The organism is Bacillus paramycoides (assembly GCF_001884235.1).
In the GTDB taxonomy this organism is placed as follows: Bacteria; Bacillota; Bacilli; order Bacillales; family Bacillaceae_G; genus Bacillus_A; species Bacillus_A paramycoides.
The window spans coordinates 1-24,556 of sequence record NZ_MAOI01000121.1 but is presented as its reverse complement, the minus strand read 5'-3'; the positions used below and the strand labels follow the sequence as shown (position 1 = coordinate 24,556).

At 31.5% G+C, this 24,556-nt stretch carries 27 protein-coding genes and 2 pseudogenes; 19 read left to right on the top strand and 10 right to left on the bottom strand.

Translation table 11 applies throughout. The annotated features are described in order from the left end of the window. Positions 1–273, top strand: a pseudogene (locus tag BAU28_RS25095) (multidrug efflux MFS transporter); the annotation flags it as partial. Positions 274–315: 42 nt separating this feature from the next. On the opposite strand, the gene BAU28_RS25090 reads toward BAU28_RS25095, so the two are convergent. From BAU28_RS25090 to BAU28_RS25075, 4 genes are all read right to left on the bottom strand, one after another. Continuing rightward, on the bottom strand, positions 316–843 hold the full coding sequence (locus BAU28_RS25090; RefSeq protein ID WP_071720537.1) for a permease: 528 nt from the start codon (positions 841–843) through the stop codon (positions 316–318). Next, the gene (locus BAU28_RS25085; RefSeq protein ID WP_071720535.1) at positions 840–1,322 is read right to left on the bottom strand and encodes a hypothetical protein; all 483 of its coding nucleotides are present in this window, start codon (positions 1,320–1,322) and stop codon (positions 840–842) included. Before BAU28_RS25085 ends, BAU28_RS25090 begins: the two co-directional genes overlap by 4 nt. After that, positions 1,315–1,656, bottom strand: a complete 342-nt coding sequence (locus tag BAU28_RS25080) for a PadR family transcriptional regulator (protein ID WP_071720533.1) — start codon at positions 1,654–1,656, stop codon at positions 1,315–1,317. Before BAU28_RS25080 ends, BAU28_RS25085 begins: the two co-directional genes overlap by 8 nt. A gap of 335 nt (positions 1,657–1,991) precedes the next feature. After that, entirely contained in the window at positions 1,992–2,117 is a 126-nt protein-coding gene (locus BAU28_RS25075) for a YjcZ family sporulation protein (protein ID WP_002170647.1), read from the bottom strand. A gap of 217 nt (positions 2,118–2,334) precedes the next feature. On the opposite strand from BAU28_RS25075, the gene BAU28_RS25070 reads away from it, so the two are divergent. Both BAU28_RS25070 and BAU28_RS25065 read left to right on the top strand, forming a co-directional pair. After that, entirely contained in the window at positions 2,335–2,529 is a 195-nt protein-coding gene (locus tag BAU28_RS25070; RefSeq protein WP_071720531.1) for a preprotein translocase, read from the top strand. 249 nt (positions 2,530–2,778) lie between these two features. Next, a pseudogene (locus BAU28_RS25065) lies at positions 2,779–3,492 on the top strand (MFS transporter); the annotation flags it as partial. Between the two features lie 203 nt (positions 3,493–3,695). Here the strand turns inward: BAU28_RS25065 and BAU28_RS25060 are convergent. The 4 genes from BAU28_RS25060 to BAU28_RS25045 form a co-directional block, all read right to left on the bottom strand. Next, positions 3,696–4,301 (bottom strand): response regulator transcription factor, encoded by a 606-nt coding sequence (locus BAU28_RS25060; protein ID WP_071720530.1) that lies wholly within the window; start codon positions 4,299–4,301, stop codon positions 3,696–3,698. Further along, positions 4,279–5,868 carry an ATP-binding protein gene (locus tag BAU28_RS25055; protein WP_071720529.1) on the bottom strand — a complete coding sequence of 530 codons (1,590 nt, stop codon included), beginning with the start codon at positions 5,866–5,868 and terminating at the stop codon, positions 4,279–4,281. The genes BAU28_RS25060 and BAU28_RS25055 overlap by 23 nt, the downstream gene beginning before the upstream one ends. A 79-nt stretch (positions 5,869–5,947) precedes the next feature. Beyond that, positions 5,948–7,918: an FtsX-like permease family protein gene (locus BAU28_RS25050; protein ID WP_071720528.1), complete on the bottom strand. Its 1,971-nt coding sequence runs from the start codon at positions 7,916–7,918 to the stop codon at positions 5,948–5,950. A 23-nt stretch (positions 7,919–7,941) separates the two neighbouring features. Continuing rightward, a complete protein-coding gene (locus BAU28_RS25045; protein ID WP_071720527.1) occupies positions 7,942–8,697 on the bottom strand; it encodes an ABC transporter ATP-binding protein in 756 nt (251 codons plus the stop codon). 214 nt (positions 8,698–8,911) lie between these two features. Here BAU28_RS25045 and BAU28_RS25040 point away from each other — a divergent pair, with 214 nt between their 5' ends. From BAU28_RS25040 to BAU28_RS25030, 3 genes are all read left to right on the top strand, one after another. Next, complete coding sequence (locus BAU28_RS25040) at positions 8,912–9,142, top strand: ABC transporter transmembrane domain-containing protein (RefSeq protein WP_071720526.1); 231 nt, start codon at positions 8,912–8,914, stop codon at positions 9,140–9,142. A 148-nt stretch (positions 9,143–9,290) separates the two neighbouring features. After that, positions 9,291–9,815 carry a TlpA family protein disulfide reductase gene (locus BAU28_RS25035; RefSeq protein WP_071720525.1) on the top strand — a complete coding sequence of 175 codons (525 nt, stop codon included), beginning with the start codon at positions 9,291–9,293 and terminating at the stop codon, positions 9,813–9,815. After that, positions 9,812–10,237: a vitamin K epoxide reductase family protein gene (locus tag BAU28_RS25030; protein WP_071720524.1), complete on the top strand. Its 426-nt coding sequence runs from the start codon at positions 9,812–9,814 to the stop codon at positions 10,235–10,237. Before BAU28_RS25035 ends, BAU28_RS25030 begins: the two co-directional genes overlap by 4 nt. A 790-nt stretch (positions 10,238–11,027) precedes the next feature. Here the strand turns inward: BAU28_RS25030 and BAU28_RS25025 are convergent. Further along, positions 11,028–11,312 carry a YmzC family protein gene (locus tag BAU28_RS25025; protein ID WP_071720522.1) on the bottom strand — a complete coding sequence of 95 codons (285 nt, stop codon included), beginning with the start codon at positions 11,310–11,312 and terminating at the stop codon, positions 11,028–11,030. 551 nt (positions 11,313–11,863) lie between these two features. On the opposite strand from BAU28_RS25025, the gene licT reads away from it, so the two are divergent. From licT to BAU28_RS25010, 3 genes are all read left to right on the top strand, one after another. Beyond that, on the top strand, positions 11,864–12,712 hold the full coding sequence (gene licT, locus BAU28_RS25020) for a BglG family transcription antiterminator LicT (RefSeq protein ID WP_071720520.1): 849 nt from the start codon (positions 11,864–11,866) through the stop codon (positions 12,710–12,712). A 148-nt stretch (positions 12,713–12,860) separates the two neighbouring features. Further along, positions 12,861–14,756, top strand: a complete 1,896-nt coding sequence (locus BAU28_RS25015) for a beta-glucoside-specific PTS transporter subunit IIABC (RefSeq protein ID WP_071720519.1) — start codon at positions 12,861–12,863, stop codon at positions 14,754–14,756. Between the two features lie 92 nt (positions 14,757–14,848). After that, complete coding sequence (locus tag BAU28_RS25010) at positions 14,849–16,288, top strand: 6-phospho-beta-glucosidase (protein WP_071720517.1); 1,440 nt, start codon at positions 14,849–14,851, stop codon at positions 16,286–16,288. A 69-nt stretch (positions 16,289–16,357) separates the two neighbouring features. On the opposite strand, the gene BAU28_RS25005 is transcribed toward BAU28_RS25010, so the two are convergent. Continuing rightward, positions 16,358–17,212 (bottom strand): helix-turn-helix domain-containing protein, encoded by an 855-nt coding sequence (locus BAU28_RS25005; protein WP_071720515.1) that lies wholly within the window; start codon positions 17,210–17,212, stop codon positions 16,358–16,360. A 469-nt stretch (positions 17,213–17,681) separates the two neighbouring features. Here BAU28_RS25005 and BAU28_RS25000 point away from each other — a divergent pair, with 469 nt between their 5' ends. The 10 genes from BAU28_RS25000 to BAU28_RS31345 all read left to right on the top strand — a co-directional run bounded on the left by BAU28_RS25000 (position 17,682) and on the right by BAU28_RS31345 (position 24,456). Next, positions 17,682–17,966 carry a PqqD family peptide modification chaperone gene (locus tag BAU28_RS25000; RefSeq protein ID WP_071720513.1) on the top strand — a complete coding sequence of 95 codons (285 nt, stop codon included), beginning with the start codon at positions 17,682–17,684 and terminating at the stop codon, positions 17,964–17,966. Then, entirely contained in the window at positions 17,963–18,391 is a 429-nt protein-coding gene (locus BAU28_RS24995) for a lasso peptide biosynthesis B2 protein (RefSeq protein WP_071720511.1), read from the top strand. The genes BAU28_RS25000 and BAU28_RS24995 overlap by 4 nt, the downstream gene beginning before the upstream one ends. 2 nt (positions 18,392–18,393) lie before the next feature. Then, on the top strand, positions 18,394–20,184 hold the full coding sequence (locus BAU28_RS24990; RefSeq protein ID WP_071720509.1) for an asparagine synthase-related protein: 1,791 nt from the start codon (positions 18,394–18,396) through the stop codon (positions 20,182–20,184). Between the two features lie 28 nt (positions 20,185–20,212). Further along, on the top strand, positions 20,213–20,665 hold the full coding sequence (locus BAU28_RS24985) for a hypothetical protein (RefSeq protein WP_071720507.1): 453 nt from the start codon (positions 20,213–20,215) through the stop codon (positions 20,663–20,665). Then, positions 20,665–21,090, top strand: a complete 426-nt coding sequence (locus BAU28_RS24980) for a MauE/DoxX family redox-associated membrane protein (protein ID WP_071720505.1) — start codon at positions 20,665–20,667, stop codon at positions 21,088–21,090. Before BAU28_RS24985 ends, BAU28_RS24980 begins: the two co-directional genes overlap by 1 nt. A 14-nt stretch (positions 21,091–21,104) precedes the next feature. Beyond that, positions 21,105–22,877: an ABC transporter ATP-binding protein gene (locus BAU28_RS24975; RefSeq protein ID WP_071720503.1), complete on the top strand. Its 1,773-nt coding sequence runs from the start codon at positions 21,105–21,107 to the stop codon at positions 22,875–22,877. Positions 22,878–22,897: 20 nt separating this feature from the next. Next, positions 22,898–23,194, top strand: coding sequence for a hypothetical protein (locus tag BAU28_RS24970; protein WP_071720501.1), 297 nt, complete (start codon positions 22,898–22,900; stop codon positions 23,192–23,194). Between the two features lie 6 nt (positions 23,195–23,200). Further along, entirely contained in the window at positions 23,201–23,857 is a 657-nt protein-coding gene (locus BAU28_RS24965) for a DsbA family protein (protein ID WP_071720499.1), read from the top strand. A gap of 235 nt (positions 23,858–24,092) precedes the next feature. Then, a complete protein-coding gene (locus tag BAU28_RS24960) occupies positions 24,093–24,290 on the top strand; it encodes a hypothetical protein (protein ID WP_071720497.1) in 198 nt (65 codons plus the stop codon). A gap of 43 nt (positions 24,291–24,333) precedes the next feature. Further along, entirely contained in the window at positions 24,334–24,456 is a 123-nt protein-coding gene (locus tag BAU28_RS31345; protein WP_276327762.1) for a hypothetical protein, read from the top strand. Positions 24,457–24,556: the final 100 nt, after the last annotated feature.

Sequence of the window (24,556 nt, the reverse complement as noted above, 5' to 3'; positions counted from 1 at the left end):
GGAACAGCACTGTTTAATACGTTACAGCAAGTAGCTGGCGCAGTTGGTACGGCTATATTTATTTCGAAAATGTCTTCAGGAACAACTCAGTATATGGAAAGCTCCGCAAATCCAATGGATCCAGTAGAGAAGTTAAACGGTTTAACATCCGGCTTCCAAGGTGCATTTACACTTGGATTAATCTTTATCGTTGTTGCTTTTATCGTATCGTTGTTCTTAAAAGAAGAGGAAAAGGGAGTAAAAGCAACGAGGGTTTTACAGAACGAAAATTAAGGTTCATATAAAAAGACATCTTTTTGAGGGAAAGATGTCTTTTTACATTTCTTTCGTTATATCATACTGCAACAGTTGCCGCTGATCATAAAATTTCTCAAAAATGATGCCCATTACATAGAAGAACAATAGACCGAAGCAAATGTGAATGAGTGTAAATGTAGCTCCGAATGAAGAAAATTCATACACCATAATTGGTAATTTCGCAGTTGTCCAAACGCCTAAGAAAAATACGATATATCTAATACTTGCGCCTTTTTTTAATAGTAGTGCTGCAATTGGAAAAGCGACGTAGAGTGGGCCGGCTGCAATTCCTCCTAGTAATAGAGAGAATAAGATTCCATATATACCGGATTTTTCTCCCATATATTTAATTAGGGTCTCTTTCTTCACCCACTGATCAAGTAATCCTACAAATACTAGGACAGGGGGTAGTAGAAATAGCATATCTAAAATACTATTCCCTGTTAATTGTAATGCGCTCCATCCTAAAGATTGGTTTATAAAAGTTAATACGATGAGCCCAATTAGCAAAATGAAAAAGAAACGATATCTTTTTAGTTCATTCATACCATCACCACCCAAATGATATATGAGAATAGGAGTGACATGAGTAATGCAGATGCATTACGAGCGTAAGCAAAACTTCGTCCGAATATCTTTTGCTCCATCGGCAAGGTTGTAATTCCTACTGACATTAATGTAGACATGAGTGCCGCAACTTGAGGGAGGCCCGCACCATGTTGTACTAACGTATTTCCAAGAGGAAACACGACAAAGCTTGGAATGAGTGCAACGGAGCCAAGTAGTGCTGAATAAACAATACCTAGAAATCCAGACTTTTCTCCAATGATGGAAGAGATGAAGGATGGCGTTAATATTGAAAGTGATAGTCCGACGAAAAGCATAATAGAGAGCATGGCAGGTAGAAGGTTTCGGAACATTTTCCATGACTTAAATAGAGCATCTTTCGTTTTTTTACGATCCTTCATAAAAGAAATCCCTGTAAGAATAATGGCGAGAGTGTAAAGGATAAGACCATTAATCATGATCGGATTCCTTTAAGTCTTTATATTTGTCTAAGAAAAATGATAAGTTTTTCATTTTTTCTTCAATATCCATTTGGAAATCTGCCAACTGTTCTTTTCCTGCTGTAGTTATTTTGTACATCTTTCTCGGCTTATCTTGAACGGATGCATTTAAATAAGATTCAATAGCGCCTTCGTTTTCTAATTTTTTCAGCGTGCGGTATAGGATCGCACTATCGATTGGATTGACCGGAAGTTCTTCTTCGCATTTCTGTAATAGTTGCCCGCCATAGTTATCTCCCTCTGCTAAAAATAACAAAAGAAATGCACCTGTATGTCTGCCTGTATGTTTCATGGATATACCTCCTCAAGGTAATTTTTGAATGTATACTGTCGTTAACAGTATACTGTTAATGACAGTATATGGTGAATGAGATGCTGTGTCAATTTTAAAATGTGTAATTTAAATGTTACCGAGGGGAAATAACAATAAATATTAGGTGGAAAAAGTGATCCTTTTTCTAATCTTGTCAGACAAAAAATAAAAGCCTACTGCTTTCTTATGACAGTGGCTTTTATAGTTGGTAAACTACTATATTACGCTTTGGGAATCTCGCACTTTGATAGTAACACATATATGTTAGTTGCATATTGAGAAATAAAAAAAGACACTCTCATGAGTGCCCTTCCTTAGCAGCCGAATCCGCCGCCACAACAGCTAGCTCCAACTATGATTAATAAGATAAAGAGTACAACAAGTAAGGCGAATCCACCACCAAAACCACAGCCTCCACCACAACTACCGCCATAGCCCATATCAACCCCTCCTTTCATAAAGAGAAAAACTTAAGGTCACACATGTACGTTAATGGATTTAATTCACTTTATGTTTTTACGGATTAATTGAGCAGGTCCTTTTGAAAAAATAAAAGCACTCGGTATTTTAAGAGAATTGATGGTCTTGTTTTTGTCACGGTGCTATGTTGTTTACATATTGTATTTTATTCTGTGAATTGGGAGAAGGGAGATCTTTATGGCTAATTCTGAGATGATTTTACGTTTACTTACGGATTTAAAGATTGAACAGCAGGCTTTGAGAGAACAGCTGGAGAAAATGCAAACAGCATTGACTATTCTTGAAGAAAAACAAACTGCTACAAAGCAAAGAGCTTATTCTGGACGCCCAACATCTTTTCGTGATTGGAGAGCATCTACTCAAAAGGATTAATAAAAGCATAAGAAAAGAAGACATCAATTAAGATATCTTCTTTTCTTATACAATCCAAATGAGTTAATAAGGTATATCCTAGTGCTTTAAAAATAAGAAGAAAATAACAATTGTCGACTCCTGTTTTAGTATAGCATTTAATAATAAGGAATTCTATGTAATATTGTATATATAAATTTTATAATATTTAATTGTATATTTTAGTTGTCTGTTATTTGTTTTAATTCATTTACTTATATTATTTTTTGAGTGCTTCAGCAATGGAGCTTTTTTGTAAAAGGATACTCATTATCAATGGGAATGTGGATCTACTTACATGTTCATATTTACTCGGAAATTATACAGAAAAACAATCTATTTTCAACGATGACTTTATTACCGATGTTCTTGCAAACAGTTTTACTTGTTACAGCCTTTAAATCAGGAGTTATAATGCTTCCAGGAAGTATTATTAGTGCCATAATGGGACCGATTGCAGGTAAACTATTTGATAAATTTAGCCCAAAAGTTATTATCATTCCCGGCATCGTGTTAGTAGGGATTGCAATGTTCTTATTTAAAGGCCTTACTCCTGACACATCAATGCTACAAATTATTTTCATGCATAGCGTATTAATGGTTGGACTCATGTTTGTGATGACAGCACAAACATACGGTTTAAATCAACTAACACCAGAGCTATATCCGCACGGAACAGCACTGTTTAATACGTTACAGCAAGTAGCTGGCGCAGTTGGTACGGCTATATTTATTTCGAAAATGTCTTTAGGAACAATTCAGTATATGGAAAGCTCCGCAAATCCAATGGATCCAGTAGAGAAGTTAAACGGTTTAACATCAGGATTCCAAGGTGCATTTACACTTGGATTAATCTTTATCGTTGTTGCTTTTATCATATCGCTATTTTTAAAAGAACAGAAAAAGGGAGTAGAAGCAACGGGGGTTTTACAGAGCGAGAATTAGGAAGATATGTAGTTGTAGGTTAATGTAAAAAGACATCTTTACGAGTGAAAGATGTCTTTTTACATTTTTTAGTTATATCAAACTTTAACTATTATTCAATAGTAAGCGAAACAGCATAACACAGGGGTGTTAGCAAAAAGTATTGAGATAAATTTTAAAAAATAAAATTTATAATTGTCACTAAGATTTACTTTACAATACTTTTAATAATTAGGCTGAATATATCCCAATTTTATTCCCTTAGTGACAGCCTCTAAAGAGGATGAAACATTTAATTTATCAAATACATGTTGAATATGATTGGAAATTGTACGTTCACTAGCATATAACATAGAAGCTATTTCTTTACGCTTATAGCCATCGCATAGTAATTGTAAAATTTGTTTTTCGCTATTGGTCAATTCCTCTACATTTTCTGTAGATATTGGAAAGTGATATGCGCCCTTATTAATTTCATTTAATATTTGCAATAATGCTTCTGGTAAAATGTTTTTATTAATAAAACCACTTACACCTAGTTTTTGAGCTTCATACTGGTAAACAGGTAAATCATAACCTGTCAATATAACTATTTTTGTATCACATTTACTATCTAAAATAATTTTTGCTACCTCTAAACCATCTTCACTACTGATGTTACTTAAATTTATATCTAGTAAGGTGATGTCTGGTTTAAATTCATTGATAATTGTAATGACATTTTCAATATTTTGTAATGAATGGAATTGATCTATTTCGGGATAATCCTCCAGAGCTATCTCTAAGCTTTTTGCAAATAAAGCATGGTCATCTATTAATAAAATGTTTATAGGAATCGTCTCCTTTCATGGGAATAAGAATAGTAATGCATAAACCAGAAGGGGCACAATCTGAAATTGTCATTTTACCGTTTAATAAAAATAGTTGTTCTTTAATTGAATTCAATCCTCTATGCTCAATAAGCATACTGGTTTGAGTAGGTGATAGACCTTTTCCATTATCTTTTACTACAAGTTTGATTTCGTCATTCTCTTGTGTCAAATTCAACATTAACTTTGAGCATTGTGAATGTTTAAATGCATTCGTTACCAATTCTTTTAAAATTCGGTATACAACAAGATGATAGGGTTCAACTAAAAACAAATCCTCATTACACTTAAAGGATATATCAATGTTTTTCATTTTATATTTTTGTTGTATCATTTCAAGTAAATTGCTATAGTTTTCTTTTAATGTGAGTGTTTTTAATAGAGTTGGATGATATTCTTGCATTTGCATGCGTATTGAGTGGTTTAAATTATCTAGTGTTTCTACTATCATTTCATGAATTTCTTTTTTACTAGATTTATTCATCATATTTTTAACAGCTAATATGTCTTGTAGTATCTCATCATGTAAATAATCAGAAAAGCTACTTTTTAATTTCTCTTCTTTAGCTATTTGGATAAGATTATGAACATAAGTATTTTTTGGTAAAGTTTTTAGTTCCTCTGTATTTAAGTTCGAGATGGTGTTTTTTGTGTCTTGGAATAATAATGTGAAATAAAGTTCAATGAACCAAATAATTGTATGTATAATGATAAAATAGGTAATCATATTAAATTTAAATAATACTCCGAGTGAACTAATGAAAATAAGGAAACATAAAAACATTAAAGCAATTTTATTTTTTTTTAAAAGAAAATATTTTCTCATAGATATATGGTTTTTAAAAGCTATTGCATGAATACTAAATAAAGGTAACAAAATTATAATATACCAGCCTAAGTTACTTAAATATTCCGGACGCTCTGCAAAGAACACAGCATATGAAATAAAGGGGAAAATAAGAACAGTAACGGACTTGAGCAAGTGCTTTTTTTCACTTTTAAAGACAAAATTAATTCGTTTTCGATGCTGAAGAAACAGAAAAATAATGCAACTAAAACTAATAAGCCATTGAAATGAATATAGAATGGCAAATATCCTATCGCTTATCAAGTTCGCAACCAATGTTAATAGACATATAATTTGTAAAATCCAATCTTTTTCTTTTTTATAATCATAGGTAGAATTTTGAAAAAAGAACAGGAGTAAAAATTGGACGATTTGATATAAAATTAATACACTGAGCAGCATACTAAGTGTTTGAAAAATTGGTTCTTCGTGAAGAGTAAGTAAAAACTGCCATGAAGAGAAAAATATCAAATTAGAAAATTGTGATAACGTGTTATTGTTTTTTAAGTTTACAAAGCTGATATATGCACCATAAATGGACATTATCGTTATAAGCATTAACGGGAGTAATTTTGCTGTTCCTGCAATAGTATTTGTTGAAAATTCGTAACATAAAAAAATAATCATACAAAGTTGATTAATTAAAATCAAAATTTGTTTTTGTTCATAGTATTTTTTCATAAACTCACTTGCCTTTACTAGATTAAATACAGATAAAGCTGATGTTTGTTGCCTATCACCAGCTTTATCTGTAGATTTTTTAATTTTTATTATTAAATATAATTTTATAACATGCTCTTTTTGTTAACAAATAATAAATGATATAAACAACAGTGAAAATAATTACTGCAAGAAGAATAGGTAATATAAAGGCACTGCTTTTCCCTAATAGATCATCCATTAAAGCTGTTTTATAGGCTATTAATGCAAAAATACTATGTGTTAATCCTAATACGTAGGGTATACTAAATAATGTGAAGATTTCTTTGCTTATTATTCTTTTTATCTTTTTCTTGTTATATCCCATTCTTTCTAGTATTATAAATTCACTTTTATTTGCCATCGTACTTGAAAGGTTATGAAAATAAAGGATACTGCCTGTTGCAATAAAAAAGATGATAGTAACAAAGCTGATGAGCAAGAATGTTGAACTATTCTGCTGAATAATATAATCATTTTTTTGGTAACTACTTGTAAAATAAATATTATCTTTAAACAGTGGAGCTAAGTTTTCATAAACTTCTTTGTTATCCCTCATATCTACGCCATTAAAACTTATTATGGTTTTTTCTGTAAGTCCTAGAGTTTTTATTTCTTTATAAAGTTGATCCGAAATAATAAGCGTTCCTACACTATTTGCAAAGCCAATTGGATTAAGTAATGTAGTCTCTTTTATTTTTACATCTACGTTAGTTGTAGGTGCTAAGTTTAAAGTATATATTTTCCCTTTATCTATATTTTCTTTTTCAGGTCGATATTTTACTAGGATGCTTTCATTTTTAGCTAAATTATCAAATTCTACGTTTTTATCCTGAATATGTATTAACTTCCTGTAAGCCGACTCGGAGATAAGATCAAATCCGTGTTCCTTCTTTATACTATATTCTTTAGGTAAATTTGTAGAATTAGATTTCCCATAGATAATGGTTGTTTCTGTATATTTTGTATTTTCTTTACCAAAAGTATCTTGTACAGTTTTTATTGCTTTATTAGTTAATTCTTTATCTTCCAAAGGAAACTCAATAGCTGATGGCACGATACGTTCTGTAGCGGCAACTGGATAGTAAAGTGTCAGTAGAGTAGAACTAAATATTGCTAAAGTTCCTGCGGTTAATAAGGTTAACAAAATTAAAGTTTTTGCCTTTGAACGGATTTTAAATATAAAGTTTGGAATGATAATAATATTTGATTCCTTATAAAACCATGTTTTATTTTTCTTCAGCTTTTGAATAGCATATGGTAAAAAAGAATGAATAAAGAAGATCGTCCCTAGTATTACACTTAACATTGTTAGAAGAGCGATTGGTGAAAACCCAATTGTTTTCCATAAGGATTTAATTCCTCTTGTAATATCTATAGCTAAGTAATAACCGATTAAAATCAAAAATAATCCTAGTAACGAAAAAGTTGTATTAATTTTCACTTTCTTTTCTTCTTTCTTTTCCATGCGGACTAAAGTTAGTAAAGAACTCTTTCGAAGAATAATCCAGTTTGATAAAGATAGCACAGAAAGAACAGCAAAAATAAAAACAAAAGTGAATAGTACTGCATCAAGATTAATAAGTGGTACTTTAGAAGTATCGATTTGTAATTTTAGTAATTTAATTATCGCTTCCACAATTCCTTTATGAGCAATAGAACCAAAAGTGATTCCTACAAGAAGAGCAGCAAGACAAATTATAATATTTTCAAAAGTTAACAGTTTTAGCATTGTTGACTTTCGGTATCCTAAAAGTGAATAAATTCCAAGTTCTTTCATTCTTTTTTTCATAAAGAAAGTATTGGAGTATGACATATAGAATAGTACAAATGCCATAACAAAGATTGCCACCGTTTTGGACATTGTTTCTACTCTACCATCAGACGAAATTTTTTCCATGACAATGTCGTTCATGGAAAAAGAGATAAAGGAGAAAAACACCATCAATACAAAAGCTACTGATATGAAATAGAATGAATAGAAAGAAAAATTATTTTTTAAATTCTTTTTTGCTATTGTAAATAATCCCACAGTCCTGCCTTCCTTTCATACTCCTAGTTATATCGATTTTCATCAATTTTAGAGATTTCTTTTAAAATCTCTTCAAAAAATTCTTTTCTATTTTGTTTATTTTTTCTTAATTCTTTTATAATATTTCCATCCTTGAATATTAAGATCCTACTTGAAAAACTTGCTGCATAGGCATCATGAGTTACCATTAAAATTGTAGTTTGAAGTTCCTCGTTTACCTCTTTTAATTTTTGGAGTAGTTCTGTTGCAGAATTTGAATCTAACGCGCCTGTTGGTTCATCTGCAAATAAGATACTTGGCTGCTTTGCAAGAGCTCTTGCTGCTGCAACCCTTTGTTTTTGCCCACCAGAAAGTTGACTGGGATATTTTTCTAATTGTTCAAATATCCCAAAACGCTTTGCTAAATTTTCTATTGTTGATTCAATTTCCTTTGGGGATTTTTTTAACAGGGTAAGTGGAACAGCAATATTTTCCTTTACTGTTAAACTATCAAGTAGGAAATACTCCTGAAAAATAAAACCTAAATAATCCTTCCTAAAATCTGCAGATTTATTATTGTTAAGAGTTTGGATATTGACTCCGTTTATAAAAACATCACCATCTGTAGGTGTATCGATGGTGGATAAGATATTTAATAAAGTCGTTTTTCCAGATCCAGAGGCCCCCATAATACCTACAAACTCACCCGCTTTAATATCAAAAGACACTTTATTAAGTCCTGGTAATTGATTCGTGTTATAAATCTTTGTCACATTTTTTGCAGACACTAATGCATTCATCATACTTTCTCCTTTCAAATTATTACTACATTCAGTTTAAGGGTTAATATATAAAGATTCGTGAGTAAAAAACGCAATATTCCATTCGTATACCTTGCTCTATTTTTATGTAGTTCAACTTTGCTTTCACAACTTGCATTAGAATTTTCGATTTTTATGGAATGAGCCATGGTTAGTTAGTTCAATCGTTGTATTTTCACTGTGGGTACAAATATTGGCTATTGCTACGCCAATGTTTGTACAATTTATTGTTGATAATGTCATTACGCCTGGTGGAAATGATGCTTACATGGATTTATTAGCAATAGCAATAGGAATATTAGCCGTAATTCAATTCGTTTTTTCACTATTGAGGGCAAGAACACTTGTGAAATTACAAACCCGTTTAGATTGGAATTTAATGAGTAGATTCTTTGAAAGGTTATTGAAATTGCCCATCGATTAAGTACAGTTCTGCGTGCGGATACAATTTTAGTTGTAGATCAAGGGAAAGTGATCGAGAGGGGCACACACGAACAGTTAATGAATTTAAAAGGTTCCTATGAAAAATTATATAATGCTCAATTACAGAAAGAAAATATGGGGGTAATGATATGAGGAAATATATAAAATGGATTCTATTGATTACGCTATTTTTAGTTGCTGGAGGTGGTATATGGGCTGTAACCAATCCAAAAGCGGCATTGGAAATATTTGTGGATTTTGGTGGTATAAATGAGGGAGAGGAAATGCCCTTAATTACAGGGACAGAAGTTAATGGTGAGACAACTTCTTTGGAGAAATTTAAGGGGGAAAAGTATGTTTTAATGGTGGGTAAAGTAGATTGTGAAGTATGTCAAAAAACTTATCCAGTTCTTAAAAATTTAAAGAACGAGCATCCAAAAACTAACTTTATTATGATAGGGCAAGGCGATAAAAATGAATATGCTCAAACTAAACAAAAGAATGGATTTGAATTTCCTATAATATCAGCAGATTCCAAAATTAGTGAAGAAATGAATTTGAAAATTTATCCTGTTTTTTATTTAGTTAATGAAAAGGGAGAAGTTGAGAAAAGATCAAATGGATTTGAAGAACCTGAGTTACAAGAGATGCTAAGAAAGGCTGAGAAAAAGTGAGTAAGCGTGTCCAAAGTATATCCATTCAAGTAATCTCTATATTGGGATTTTGTCTTTCGGTTTATTTATATATCTCTCATTTATCAAGTAGCTTCTTTTGTCCAGTTGGTGATTGTCTAAAGGTAAATAGTAGTTCATATGCTCAAATTAAAGGAATTCCTATATCTGTACTAGGTATACTATATTATCTCTTATTACACATATTTACTTACTTTGGTAAAAAAGTATACGTAATAAAATTAATTAAATACTGGTTATTAGTAGGACTAGCATTCTCTTTATACTTAACTTATTTAGAACTATTTGAGATTAAAGCCATTTGTATTTGGTGTGTAGTATCTTTTGGATTAATAATAGTAGGGAACATTATTGTTTTTTGTGATAGTAAGAAAGAAATTGTTGATAATAAAAGATACAGTTAATGAAGTTCCTCGTACAATTAGAGGGACAGAAACGTTTCGTATTATATACACCAAAAAGACGAAGTCTTCAATCAGACTTCGTCTTTTTGGTGTAAAGCAAATTACAGAAAGAATTAGCAGTTTCATGAAATTTAATTAAACTATATGGAGAAAGATTTTACTCAAAAGGATTAATAAAAGCATAAGAAAAGAAGACATCAATTAAGATGTCTTCTTTTCTTATACAATCCAAATGAGTTAATAAGGTATATCCTAGTGCTTTAAAAATAAGAAGAAAATAACAATTGTCGATTCCTGTTTTAGTATAGCATTTAATAATCAGGAATTCTATAAAAATTTTATATATATAAATTTTATGATATCTAATTGCATATTTTAGTTGTCTGTTATTTGTTTTACTCTCCCTTCATATCATATAAATGTAGATTGTTAAATTGATAATCTATAATCTTCTCGGTTATATAACCGTCATTGATAATTGTATGTATGTAATTAACTTTAGAACGTTTTTACATTACATCTTAAGAAAAAAGTACTCATGCGAGTACTTTTTTCTGAAATGAATCAGTATTTATTTTTAAACTGATCCCCATAAATGATAAACCATGCCAATAACAAAAAATGCCAGTCCTAAAAACAAAACAATTAAAGCGAGTATTCCATTTTTATTATGCTCCATAAGGTTAGCTCCTTTTTCATTTACTTATATACAAAAAAGCCTTTAGTCTTAATTATGGCTGAAGGCTTTGATCATTATACTTTTTTAAATTCTCTGGTAGCTCATATTACTTCATTTAGCTGTATCTGAGTAATATTCCTCAGCACTAAACTCTTTAATGAGTGATATATTGTTTGTATCTGGGTTAAACTTAAATATTTTAATTTTATTATATTCGTCTTTGTATGCAAATGTATTCTCACCGATTTGGGTCATATTGCTGATGTTTGAGGTAGGATCGCTACCATGATCAGTGATTTCCACAACTTTTTCACGGTCCCAGAATGCAACGGCAATGATCAAAATGATAAGGCATACACGTATGTAACGCAGTTCTCTTGCAATAAAATTTTCCATTTGGTAGTCTCCTTTGTTGTTTGTTAGATTTTGTGTATAAAAGAGAGAATTCCTATGAAAAGATAATGAATAGGATGTAAATAAAAAAGACACTGTAAAGTGTCTTTTTTATTTGAGTTATGCGCATTGCTTAATAAGACGTTAGTTTCTCAGTCTGACTATGAGTAACTATGTAGGGTGATTCAATCATAACATTTTAACCAATAATGGGTCTATATGGAATTTGTGTAATGATTATGTTTAATTATTCAGAATCGTACATTTGGTGTAGTATATGGATTAAGAAAGGGAAGTCCTTTATGGAATTTAAGAAAAAACTGAAAAATTATTATATACTTGTTTTCCCTTGTAAAAAAATGTTCAATAATTTGTTATTGCAAACGCTTACTTGTTGTGTATAATAAAGTTAAGTTAATAAGTAAAAGGATTGTTACTGTTCGGCAGGCAAAACCTAAATTGATCCAAAGGGACTACATGTGTAGTTTTTGGGAATCAGTTTAGGTTTTTTTATTACCTTTTGTGACTTTATAAGAAAAAGAAGGTGGAACAATATGAAGATCCACAAAATTTTAAATAACAATGTTGTTTGTACGACGAAGGATGATGAGACGGAAATTGTACTTATGGGCAGAGGTTTGGGATTTCAGAAAAAAGTAGGCGATACAATTGATGAATCTAAGATAGAAAAAACCTTTGTTTTAGAAACAAAAGAATTATCAGAGAAACTGGCTAGATTGTTAACTGAAATTCCTGTGCAGAATTTAGAAATTACAGAGAGAATTATTCAGTTTGCTAAAACGGTTTTGCCGGGAGCTTTCAGTGATTATATTTATCTTACATTAACGGATCACTTAAGTTTCGCCTTAACGCGGCATAAGGAAGGAATGGATCTCAGAAATACTTTGCTTTGGGAAATTAAGAGGTTCTATCAGAAAGAGTTTGAAATCGGTCTACAAGCTTTGAACATTATTGAAGAAGAGACTGGGTTTAGACTTTCTGAAGATGAAGCAGGGTCAATTGCACTACATTTCGTTAATGCGCAGCAAGGAGAGCCGGCGATGCAGCAAACGATGGCGATGACGAAAATCGTCCAAGATATTTTAAATGTTGTAAAGTACCACTATAAGATGAACTTAGATGAAAATTCATTTAATTATAGTCGGTTTGTAACGCATTTACGATATTTTGCCCAACGTTTAATGCAGAAGGAATTGAATTCAACTGAGGATGATTTTTTATTTGAGCAAGTGAAAAGTAAGTACGGTGAGGCATATTGTTGTACAGAAAAGATAGAAGCGTATTTACGGAAAGCACATAATACTCATCTTTCAAAAGATGAAAAAGTGTATTTAACGTTGCATATCCATCGTGTAACGAAGCGTAATGAATTATCTAATTAAATTACAAACGGGATTGTTACTGGTTGGCAGGCAAAACCTAAATTGACTTCTAATGGAGTGATTCGTATGTATCACGCGTTAGGGTTAGTTTAGGTTTTTTCTTTTATAAAAATGATAAATGGAATGATTGTAAGGAGGGAGAACTACTATGAAGTATGAACAATTGGCAAAAGACATACTGAAAAATGTTGGTGGAAGAGAAAATATAAATAGTGTTGTACATTGTATAACGCGTTTACGGTTTCAGTTAAAAGATGAGGGGAAAGCAAATACAGAGATACTGAAAAATATGGAAGACGTTGTGACTGTTATGAAAAGCGGTGGACAATATCAAGTTGTTATTGGTAACCATGTGTCTGATGTGTATAAAGCGGTCGTTTCGGCTGGAGGGTTTCAAGAAACAGAGGAAGAAGCTACTAGTGAGAAGAAGAAGAGTAGTCTTATAGATATTCTTTCTAGTATCTTTACTCCTATTTTAGGAGTATTAGCGGCAACAGGGATGATTAAAGGATTTAATGCTTTATTTGTAGCGTTAGGTTGGTTAAGTACTCAATCAGGAACGTATCAAATATTAAATGCAGTTGGCGATTCGTTATTTTATTTCTTCCCAATCTTCTTAGGATATACAGCAAGTAAGAAATTTGGAGGATCACCATTCATTGGTATGGCAATTGGGGGAGCTTTAGTTTATCCGGCTTTATCAGGTTTAAAGGCAAGTGAGCCATTATTTACGTTATTTGCAGGAACGATGTTTGAATCACCAATTCATATTACGTTTTTAGGAATACCAGTTATATTAATGAGTTATGCATCATCTGTTATTCCAATTATTCTCGCTGCTTATTTTGGAGCGAAAGTAGAAAGGTCTTTAAAGAAAGTTATTCCGGATGTTGTGAAAACATTTTTAGTACCATTCTTTACATTATTAATCGTTGTACCAGTTACATTTCTCGTTATTGGCCCAATTGCGACGTGGGCAGGACAGTTTTTAGGACAGGCCACACTTTGGATTTATAATTTAAGCCCGTTAGTAGCAGGAGTACTACTGGGTGCTTTCTGGCAAGTACTTGTTATTTTCGGTCTTCATTGGGGAATTGTTCCGATTGGCTTTAATAATTTAGCAGTGCACGGTATCGATCCGATACTAGCGCTTATATTTGCTGCTTCATTCGCTCAAATTGGAGCTGTACTTGGCGTTTGGATGAAAACGAAAGAACAAAAATTAAAAACACTTAGTATTCCAGCTTTTATTTCAGGTATTTTCGGTGTTACAGAGCCGGCAATTTATGGTATTACACTTCCTCTTAAAAAGCCGTTTATTATGAGCTGTATTGCAGGAGGAATTGGCGGCGCAATACTTGGCGTATTCGGTACACAAAGTTATATGACAGGTGGACTTGGTATATTTGCGCTTCCAACATTCATTAGCCCGAAAGATGGGATTACAGCTGGATTTTGGGGAGCAATTGTTGCGATGGTTGTCTCTTTAATATTAGGTTTTATTCTTACTTACTTATTCGGGTTTACTAAAAAGCAAACATCTACAGAAACAGCTGAAACAATTGATAAAATAGCTGCATCAAACCATGATGAAGTAATCTTTAGTCCTTTTCATGGTATTGTTCAGCCGCTCCAAGATATTGATGATGCTGCATTTGCATCAGGTGCATTAGGTGAAGGAGTTGCGATTGAGCCTTCAGAAGGAAAGTTGTTTTCACCAGTTTCAGGTACGATATCTGCGCTCTTCCCAACGAATCATGCAGTAGGAATTACGGCGGATTCAGGTGCTGAAATTTTAATCCATATTGGGATGGATACGGTGAAGCTAGATGGCGAATTTTTCTCTTCTCATATTGAACAAGGAGCGAGAGTAGAAAAAGGGCAATTACTTATTGAATTTAATATAGCAGAAATTCAAAAGGCGGGTTATATTGTGACAACACCAGTTGTTGTTACAAATTATGATAAATATAGCATTAAGAAAACTGAAGTAGAAAAGATTCAAGCAGGAGATTCCTTACTAGAGTTAGGAGTTAAAGAGTAGTTACATTTCATACAGGTTCAAACGAAGAAAGGTATTATTTGAAAATGGCAATGCCTTTCCTCGTTAATTCTTATATAAAGGAGTTTTTATATATGTCTAAAGTTATTTTTCCAAAAGGATTTTTATGGGGTGGAGCGATTGCAGCCAATCAAGCGGAAGGAGCATATTTAGAGGATGGAAAAGGATTAACGACAGTTGATCTATTACCAACTGGTGAAAAACGTTGGAACGTTATGAAAGGGGATATTCATTCTTTTACGCCAGTAGAAGGGGAGTTTTATCCGTCACACGAAGCAATTGATTTTTATCATCGATATAAAGAAGATATTGCTCTTTTTGCGGAAATGGGCTTTAAAGCTTTACGCGTATCTATCGCTTGGACACGTATTTTCCCAAATGGTGATGATGAACAGCCGAATGAGGCAGGATTAAAGTTTTATGATAACTTATTTGATGAACTTTTAAAGCAGGGAATTGAACCGGTCGTTACGATGGCTCACTTTGATGTTCCTGTTCATTTAGTAGAAAAGTATGGAAGTTGGAGAAATAGAAAGCTTGTAAATTTCTTTGAAACGTATGCAAAAACAATCTTTAATAGATATAAAGATAAAGTGAAGTATTGGGTGACATTTAATGAAATTAATATGCTTTTACATTTACCTTTCATGGGAGCAGGGCTAGCCTTTAAAGAAGGCGAGAATAAAAAACAAATTCAGTATCAAGCGGCGCATCATCAACTTGTCGCAAGTGCGTTAGCTGTGAAAGCGTGTCATGAAATTATTCCGGATGCAAAGATCGGTTGTATGCTTGCTGCTGGTGCAACGTATCCATATACATGTAATCCAGATGATGTTCTTCGTGCGATGGAACAAGACCGTGAATCATTCTTCTTCATTGATGTACAAGCAAGAGGAGAGTACCCTGGATATGCGAAACGATTCTTTAAAGATAACAATTTGACGATTGAAATGGAAAAAGAAGATGAGTCAATCTTGAGAGATAATACAGTTGATTATATCGGATTTAGCTACTATTCAAGCAGAGCAACAAGCACGGATCCGGAAGTGTTAAAGAGTATAACGAGCGGAAATGTATTTGGTTCTGTTGAAAATCCATATCTTGAAAAATCAGAGTGGGGATGGACGATTGATCCGAAAGGGTTCCGTATTACAGCGAACCAACTTTACGATCGCTATCAAAAACCTTTATTTGTCGTGGAAAATGGTCTTGGCGCAATCGATCAATTAAATGCTGAAGACGAAGTAAACGACGACTACCGTATTGATTATCTGCAAAAGCATATGATTGAAATGTCAGAAGCAATCCAAGATGGAGTAGATATTATCGGATACACAAGCTGGGGGCCAATTGATCTTGTAAGTGCTTCTACTGGAGAAATGAAAAAACGTTACGGATATATATACGTTGATAAAGATAATGAAGGAAAAGGTTCATTAAAAAGATCGAAGAAGAAAAGCTTCGATTGGTATAAGGAAGTAATTAAGACGAATGGTGAGAGTTTGGAGTCTTAAGTATGAAAAGGAGACATCTTGATTGATGTCTTCTTTTTTCATTGAGAACTAATTAGAATAAAAAATCATCTAAATACTTAAATCTACATTTAAAAAATACTTTACTTCTCTTTTCACACCTTGTACTAAATTTGTTGCTTCAATTGCTGTTAGTAATTCACAGAATTCTCCGATCTTTTCAAGGTTTTTAGTACAAATTGACAATCTAATTTTAGCTAATAAAAGTAAATCATACCTGTGAGTAATTTTACATATTTCAATGCTTTTAAATAAATATTCTGTTGCTTGGTCTTTCAAATTTTTTTGCAAAAATAGGAAAGAAAGATTGAGATAGAAAGCATTTTTTAATTTTAGCAAGTGTGGATATTTACTTTTGATTGTCTTTAAGGCATGGATTGCCATATTGGATGCTGTATCAATTGGAAAAAAGTAAAGAATATTATTAATTAAAAATAAATCAATAATTAACCAATCGTCTAATTTTGATAATCTTTCCCACACTGGTTTCAAGTTTTCATAAAGAGTACTTAAATCATATCCTTTTTCGAAATTTTGAAGGGACTCTAAAACTATTAAAATGCTATTTATTTTGACATCAAAGGTATTAGATAGATAATTTTTACATTCATTAATAAGTTTAGATATAGGTTCATCTTGTGTCGTTTCAGATAAGTTCATAAAGTCATAAAGTATTTGCATTTTGGAATCTAATTTATAGTCGTTTTGAATATAAAAAAATTCATTAGTATTTAAATCTAATCTCGTAATTAATTTTTTGGCATTTGAAATAGTAGGTTCTTGTTTTCCATTTTCAATTTTTGAAATCGAAGTCCTTGAAACAATATCTGCCGCTAAATATGTTTGACTAAGGCCTCGCGATTCTCTAATTCGCTTCAAAGTATCCCCAAAATTCTGATTATTCATATTCATTTCCCCTATGTGTGAATATAGTTTACATTATAATAAAATTTAACATATTACCTATAAAATTACAGTGTGAGTAAGATTTGGATTTTTGAAATCGAAGTCCTTGAAACGATATCTGCCGCTAAATATGTTTGACTAAGGCCTCGCGATTTTTTAAATTCCTTCAAAGCACTCCTAAAATTCTGATCATTCATAGTCGTTTCTACTATGTGTGAATATAGTTTACATTATAATAAATTTTAACATATTATCTATAAAATTACAGTGTAAGCAAGGTTTTGTTTTTAAAAAATTAAAATATATAGATTTTTAGAAAATACATTGATAATGAGGAGGAAGGGTCATAATGAATACTTTAATTTGGATTATCGGCGGTTAATATTAAATACAACGAGTTTAGAAGTTATTATTATTTATTTGAAGAGAATAAGTTTTGTGAAAGTTAATGGAATAAAGGGGGAGCAGAATGAAAGGAACAATTAGTGAATTCTCTAGAATTATTGTTAAACCAGGAACGATAATTTCAGAATTTGAAGGTGAGGCAGTGTTATTAAATATCCCTCAGGGTATTTATTATGGAATTGATGAGGTTGGATTAGAAATTTGGAAATTAATTGTTGAAAAAAACAGCTTAGGAGTAATCAAAACTTACTTAGTTAATAATTATGATATTACTCAAAAGGAATTATCCAATGATATTGAAAGATTTATAGAGAATTTATATGAGAAAGGATTGATTGAAATTAAATGATTTTCTCAAAAGCAATTTGGCATATAAAAATATATTTTTTAATTAAAAATATAGATAATCAACTACAGAAGAATGGATTTAAATTTGTTTACGATACATATTTCACAAATAATAAAGCGGGAGTTACTAAATTAAGAGATTTAACGAGTGAAGAGTTAGAATTTATTGAAATGATTATAGATTTGATTGAAAAAATCTGCTTAAATTTTTATGGAAATACTAGATGTTTACATAAGTCCATTGCAGGTTACCAAATTTTTAGCACTAAAAATTTACCTATTGATTTAGTTATAGGGGTCATGAAAAAGCCATTTACTGCCCATGCTTGGCTAGAGTTTAATAAACAAGTACTCAATGATTTTCCTGAAAATTTAGAAGGATTACAAGTTCAATTACATACTAGAAAAGAAAATAAGGTGAATTAATCATGGGAGCGATATGTGGAGTATATAATCAAAATTTAGTGCCGTTAAATCCTGAGGAATTAAACAGAATGTCGATGAAAATGAACCATTACAAAGAAAAGACTGAATATTCATTTAGAAGAGGGCCTATAGGTTTAATTGAGATAAATTTAAATGTGCTACTTGAAAAAAGAAAAGACAATAAAATCATAAATTTTGAAGAATATTATATTGTTGCTGATTGCCGTATAGATAATAAAAAAAATTTAATCAGAGAATTAGAAATTATAGATTCTCAAATTTCAGATCCGGAATTAATTTTATTATCATATATGAAATGGAAAGAAAGATGTGTTCATTATTTAATTGGAGACTTTACTTTTACAATTTGGAATAGTAAAGAAAACGTACTTTTTTGCGCTAGGGATCATTTAGGAATGCGCCCGTTATTTTATAAATTAAAAAAGAATAGTTTTCTGTTTGCTACGGACATCAGGGCGATACATAATACATTTGGTATTACAAATTGGGACACAGACTATTTAGCAGATTTTCTTTATAAAAAGGGTATGCCTAATGATTTCGATACACCATATCCAGAGGTAAAACAATTACCTAAAGGCTCTTATGCTATTATTACTCCTACTAAAGTATCGATTTGTAGATATTGGAAACTTGATTATAAAAAGAAAATTATTTATAAGGACGATATGGCATATGTTGAGCATTTTACAGAAATATTTAAAGAGGCAGTATATCAACGAATGCGAGGAAATGGTGCGGTTTCTATTTTTATGAGCGGTGGTTTAGACTCTACATCAATTTATGCACAAGCTAAAAAATTACAGCATCCCAATACTATTTCTACAATCTCTTGTGTCTTTGATGAATATAAAGAAGCAGATGAAAGAAATTATATTACGGCGATGTTAGAAATGTACAAAGAAAATAATTATCATTTTCTAGTTAGTGATAATTATTGGATTTTGAAAAATTTTCCGAATTATGCTCCGGAGATGGATGAGCCTAATAGAAATGCATTAAGCTATGGAATGGTGTACAACTCATATCTAATGGCCAAGAAAAATGGTGCGAAAATTGCCTTAACGGGGTACGCGGGTGATCAAGTTTTTGGCTATAATCCATATTATATAACTAGTTATTTAAGAAGATTACAATTTGGGGATTTTATAAATGAAGCAAAATTATTATCGAAGCAAAATAATGATACTTTATTATGGACAGTTAAAAATTATGTTTTAAAGACTTTTAAACAACAACATGAACCCCCAACTATACTATTACCTAATATTCATAATATGTGTCAAGAAAGGTTTCAGGAAAGAAATCAGATTAAAGATCCAGGTATACGAGCTCACTATGATTATATTGATCAATCTCAAAATTTATATTTGAGAAGATTAGTATCAGAAAGTTTAGGAATCGAGGAAAGACATCCTTTCTTAGATGTTCGCTTGGTAGAATTCTTATTTTCAATTCCATTGGAACAAAAAATAAAAAATGCTGAAACTAAAGTATTACTTAGAAAGTCAATGAAGAACTTATTACCTAGTACTATCTTGAATCAATCTGGAAAGGCTTCTACAAATATGCTTTTGTTTCAGGGGTTAAGGAATGAATGGAAACAGTTACAACCAAAATTAAAAAGTCCAATTTTAGCTGATTTAGGTTTAATTGACGGAAGTAAATTCCTTGATAAGATTACGCGTTATCGACATGGTGAATTAACACGAGGAATGGAATATTTATCTGCATTACAACTAGAATTATGGCTTCAAGAACATACGAAATGAGGTGTTCGGTATCCTAAAGGTAACATTTATGTTGATTGGGTTTTTATTTTTAATTAGTTTGACTTTTAAAAAGGTCTATAAAACAAAAAATGTATTAAAAATTACATTGCCTATAGAAAAAGTGCAATCATTTATTGAAAAAAATGAAAGAATTATCATTCTATTCTTTGATGAATTTACTTGTGTAGAGACGTTAAGTAAAATGGATCAATATATAAAAATTATTAGAAAAAGATCCCTCCCTTTTGCAATTGTAAATGTGATGGAGGGCGTTGATCCAGAGGGAGATAAATGTCTTTCATGCCCTATAACTTCGAAATATAACATCGAAGTATTACCGAGTGTCTTATATTTTGAAAATGGAAAAAAAACAAGAGAATTAGTTAATGATTCAGATAAATTAACTGTAACTGAGTTAGAGCAATTTGTCGGTTCCATTGAAATAAAGAAAACTTACTCTTTAGTGGGAGAGGGAGGATAATGACTAATTTATTGTATGTAACACAAGGGTTAAGTATTATAGCTGGTTTAGTATATTTAAAGAGCAGTGTAGGAAAATTGAAAAATCCATATACATTTAGCCATGTAATTCAAAGTTATAAAATACCTATTTTAAATCCAATAGCTATGCCAATAGGAATCATTATGGGTCCATTAGAGTTTGTATTAGGGATTGCATTAATTATTAATTTTTATAGAGTGGAAGCTTTGTATATAGCTTTAATTTTACAATTGATATTTATAGTTCTCATGTTAATTCGATTTAATAAAGTATTACCTTTTGGGTGTGGTTGTTTTGGATTACATGGTCCGGGAAAAGTGACCTCTTCTAAAATAATTTTCAATTTTCTGTATAGTATATTGCTGGTTTTTATTCTTGTTCATTATACATTTTTTTACTCGTAGGGAGAGGGAGATAGGTGGAACAAATTAAAGGGAAAAAAATTGATTTTACTACATGGAAAAGGATTATTAGTTTATCAGGTGATAGAAGATTGTTAATTTTCTCTATATTCTTACTGGTACTTATTCAATCCATTTTAACTCCAATTTCCCCTCTTGTGATGGCGGAGATTATAGATAATGTTTTCTCGGGAAAAAGTAAATTTAGCATGACTTCTTTAGTATTGGTATTATTTACAATTAATATGGGCCAAACTGTTATCCACTCTATACAAGAATATTGTATTACACTTTTTACAAGTCATATTACTTATAGCATAAGAACAAACTTACATGAAAAATTGTTGGAACAATCAATGGATTTTTTTACTAAAACTAAGATTGGAGAGATCATTAGTAGGCTTAATTCAGAAGCAGATGATATTGGTAATGTTGTTTTCAAACCGCTTATCTACACAATCCAGGTTACTTTGTCATTATTTAGTACTCTAATCGCCATGTTTTTAATTAATTGGAAGTTATCAGTTGTGATAATTTGTTTAATACCGTTTTTATTTATTCCTGTTCCTATAATAGGGAAATTAACTTACAAGTGGACTAAGAAATTAGTTGAACATATGGCTAGTTTTACTTCATATATTAGTGAAAACCTTAGTATTAACGGTATTATACTAACAAAGTTATTTGGAAGAAAACCTATTGCAGTAGAACGCTTTAATAATTTTGCAAAGGATATCACACATTTAACATTAAAACAAACAAAATTAAGTCTTATTTTTGATAACATTTTTTCAATAGGAGTTACGATGGCGCCATTAATTGTATTTTGGTTAGGTGGACCAAAGGGACCGTTTCAATTAAGCGCAGGAATTGCACTTGCTTTTTCTGGTTATGTATCGTCTTTATTTAATCCTTTACAACAAATGGGAAGATTAGGGATAAGACTAAAGGGAGTACAAGTACATTTTGAACGCTTCTTCACTTACTTAGATATGAAGTCTGAAATTCAAATGCCAAGTAATCCAGTAAAAATACATAGTTTTAAAGGGCAGGTTGAATTAAATAATGTATCTTTTCAATATGATTCAAACAATGTGGTTTTTAAAGGTTTAAATTTAAAAATTTATTCTAAGGACAAAGTGGCATTAGTGGGCTCAAGCGGATCAGGTAAAACTACAATCGCTTACCTTATTTCAAGGTTGTATGATCCAAATGACGGTGAAGTAAAAATCGACGGTATTAATTTGAAAGAAATTGATCCTAATTCTCTACATAGTATGATAGGGATGATTTCTCAAGAAGTATTTCTTATGCATACTACAATTAAAGAAAATATTCTTTTAGCCAATCCAGATGCAACTATAGAACAAATTGAAGAGGCGGCAAAACGTGCTAATATACATGAGAAGATTATTTCCCTTCCAGATGGATATAACACAATAGTAGGAGAACGCGGATACAAACTATCGGGTGGAGAAAAACAAAGAATTGCGATAGCGAGGGTATTTTTACAGAATCCTCCGTTACTGATTTTAGATGAAGCTACCTCATCTTTAGATGTTCATTCCGAATATTTAGTTCAAAAATCATTGGAAGAACTTACTGAAAATAGAACTGTTATTGTCATTGCGCATCGACCATCAGCTATCCAGTCATGTAACAAAATAATTGTCTTGGAAAAAGGGGAAATTGTACAGTTAGGTTCTCCTGAAGAACTAATGAATTCTTCAGGAAAATACGCATCTTTATTTAATAATCAAAGTAGTAATCGAGAAAGAATATTATCTTAAAAAATTGAAGGAGATAGTATATGAAACAAATATGTAAATACGCTTCAATTATTTTTTTACTATGCTTTGTAGTGTTTACTGCACTTTTTGTTCGAGAAAAAAATGTTGAAATACAAAAAGTGGACCAGTTAATTAAACAAACTAACATTAAAAGTGATTCGGTACATTTGGAAGATAGGGAAATAAACGATACGCCGGTTGATGAACCGGTAAATAAAAGTAGAAAAACGGTTTTTACATATCAAATTATTGCATTTTTAAGCTTGATCCTATCGGTGATGTGTTTTGTGATCTTTAGAATGGTTAAGAAGGGATAGTTAGATATGAAAAAAGTCATATTGATTGTTAGTTTGGTTATTGTATCTAGTTTACTACTTTATCATTTCATTTTATATCCTAAAGTAACGGTGGCAAATAACCAAGTAATTGATAAAAAATTAATTAACGACAAATTGGGTGTGTCCCTAGGTGATGTAAATGCCCCTGTTAAAATAACTATTTATTCTGATTATGGTTGTAGTGCTTGTCGTCAACTTAACGAAGAGTTTAATCAAATAGAATTGAAAGAACGATATCTAGACAAAGGGATAATTCAAATAATTTATAAGGATGTTCCTGCTGATGGTCATCCAAATGCTTATAATGCATCATTAGCAGCTTTATCTGCTGAAAATCAGGGAGAGTTTTTTAAAATGAGTCAATTGCTATACGAAAATTCAGAATGGTACAAAAATAAAGAGGTTATTTTTGAATACGCAAAACAGCTAAAACTAGATTTAAGTAAATTTAAGAAAGATTTAAATAGCGCTGAAACAAAAAAAAGAATCGATTCCTCAGTTGAAGAGTATAATAAATTGGGTTTATTGGGGACACCTGTAATTATTATTAATAATAAACAATATTTAGGGTCTCCCGAGTCTAAAGAGAAACTAGAAGAGTTAATTCAACAAGCAATAAATGGGGCTAATACTGCGAATTAGTACAGCTACAATATAGATGTAGAGGATATTAAAAAATAAAAATGTATATAAGTCCTACAATTATTGAGTTTGGCAAAGCAGTAGATACCAACCAAGGTTGTGGAGGATGGGGATCAGAAGGTTGGACCTTAGATGATGGAACTAGAAGAGTTTGTGTTTGTACAAGCATTAAAAGTGAGAACGGCTAATCAAATCAACAATATAGTATTAGATTGAGAAAGGAGGTGAGAATTTAATGAAAACGTATATGAGTCCTACAATTATTGAGTTTGGCAAAGCAGTAGATACCATCCAAGGTTGTGGAGGATGGGGATCAGAGGCGTGGACATTTGATGATTCACGTTCACAATTTAGATGGATTAAACTACAAGATAATGGTGGAGAGAGAAGAGTTTGCGTTTGTACAAGTATTAACAGTGAGGGCTGTAAATAAAAAAACAATATAGTGTTAGATTGAGAAAGGAGGTGAGAATTTAATGAAAACGTATATGAGTCCTACAATTATTGAGTTTGGTAAAGCCGTAGATACCATCCAAGGTTGTGGAGGATGGGGATCAGAAGGTTGGACCTTAGATGATTCACGCAGAAAATGTAAATAAAAGTAACAAAATAAAGGAGATGAGAATTTAATGAAAACGTATATGAGTCCTACAATTATTGAGTTTGGTAAAGCGATAGATTCTATCCAAGGTTGTGGAG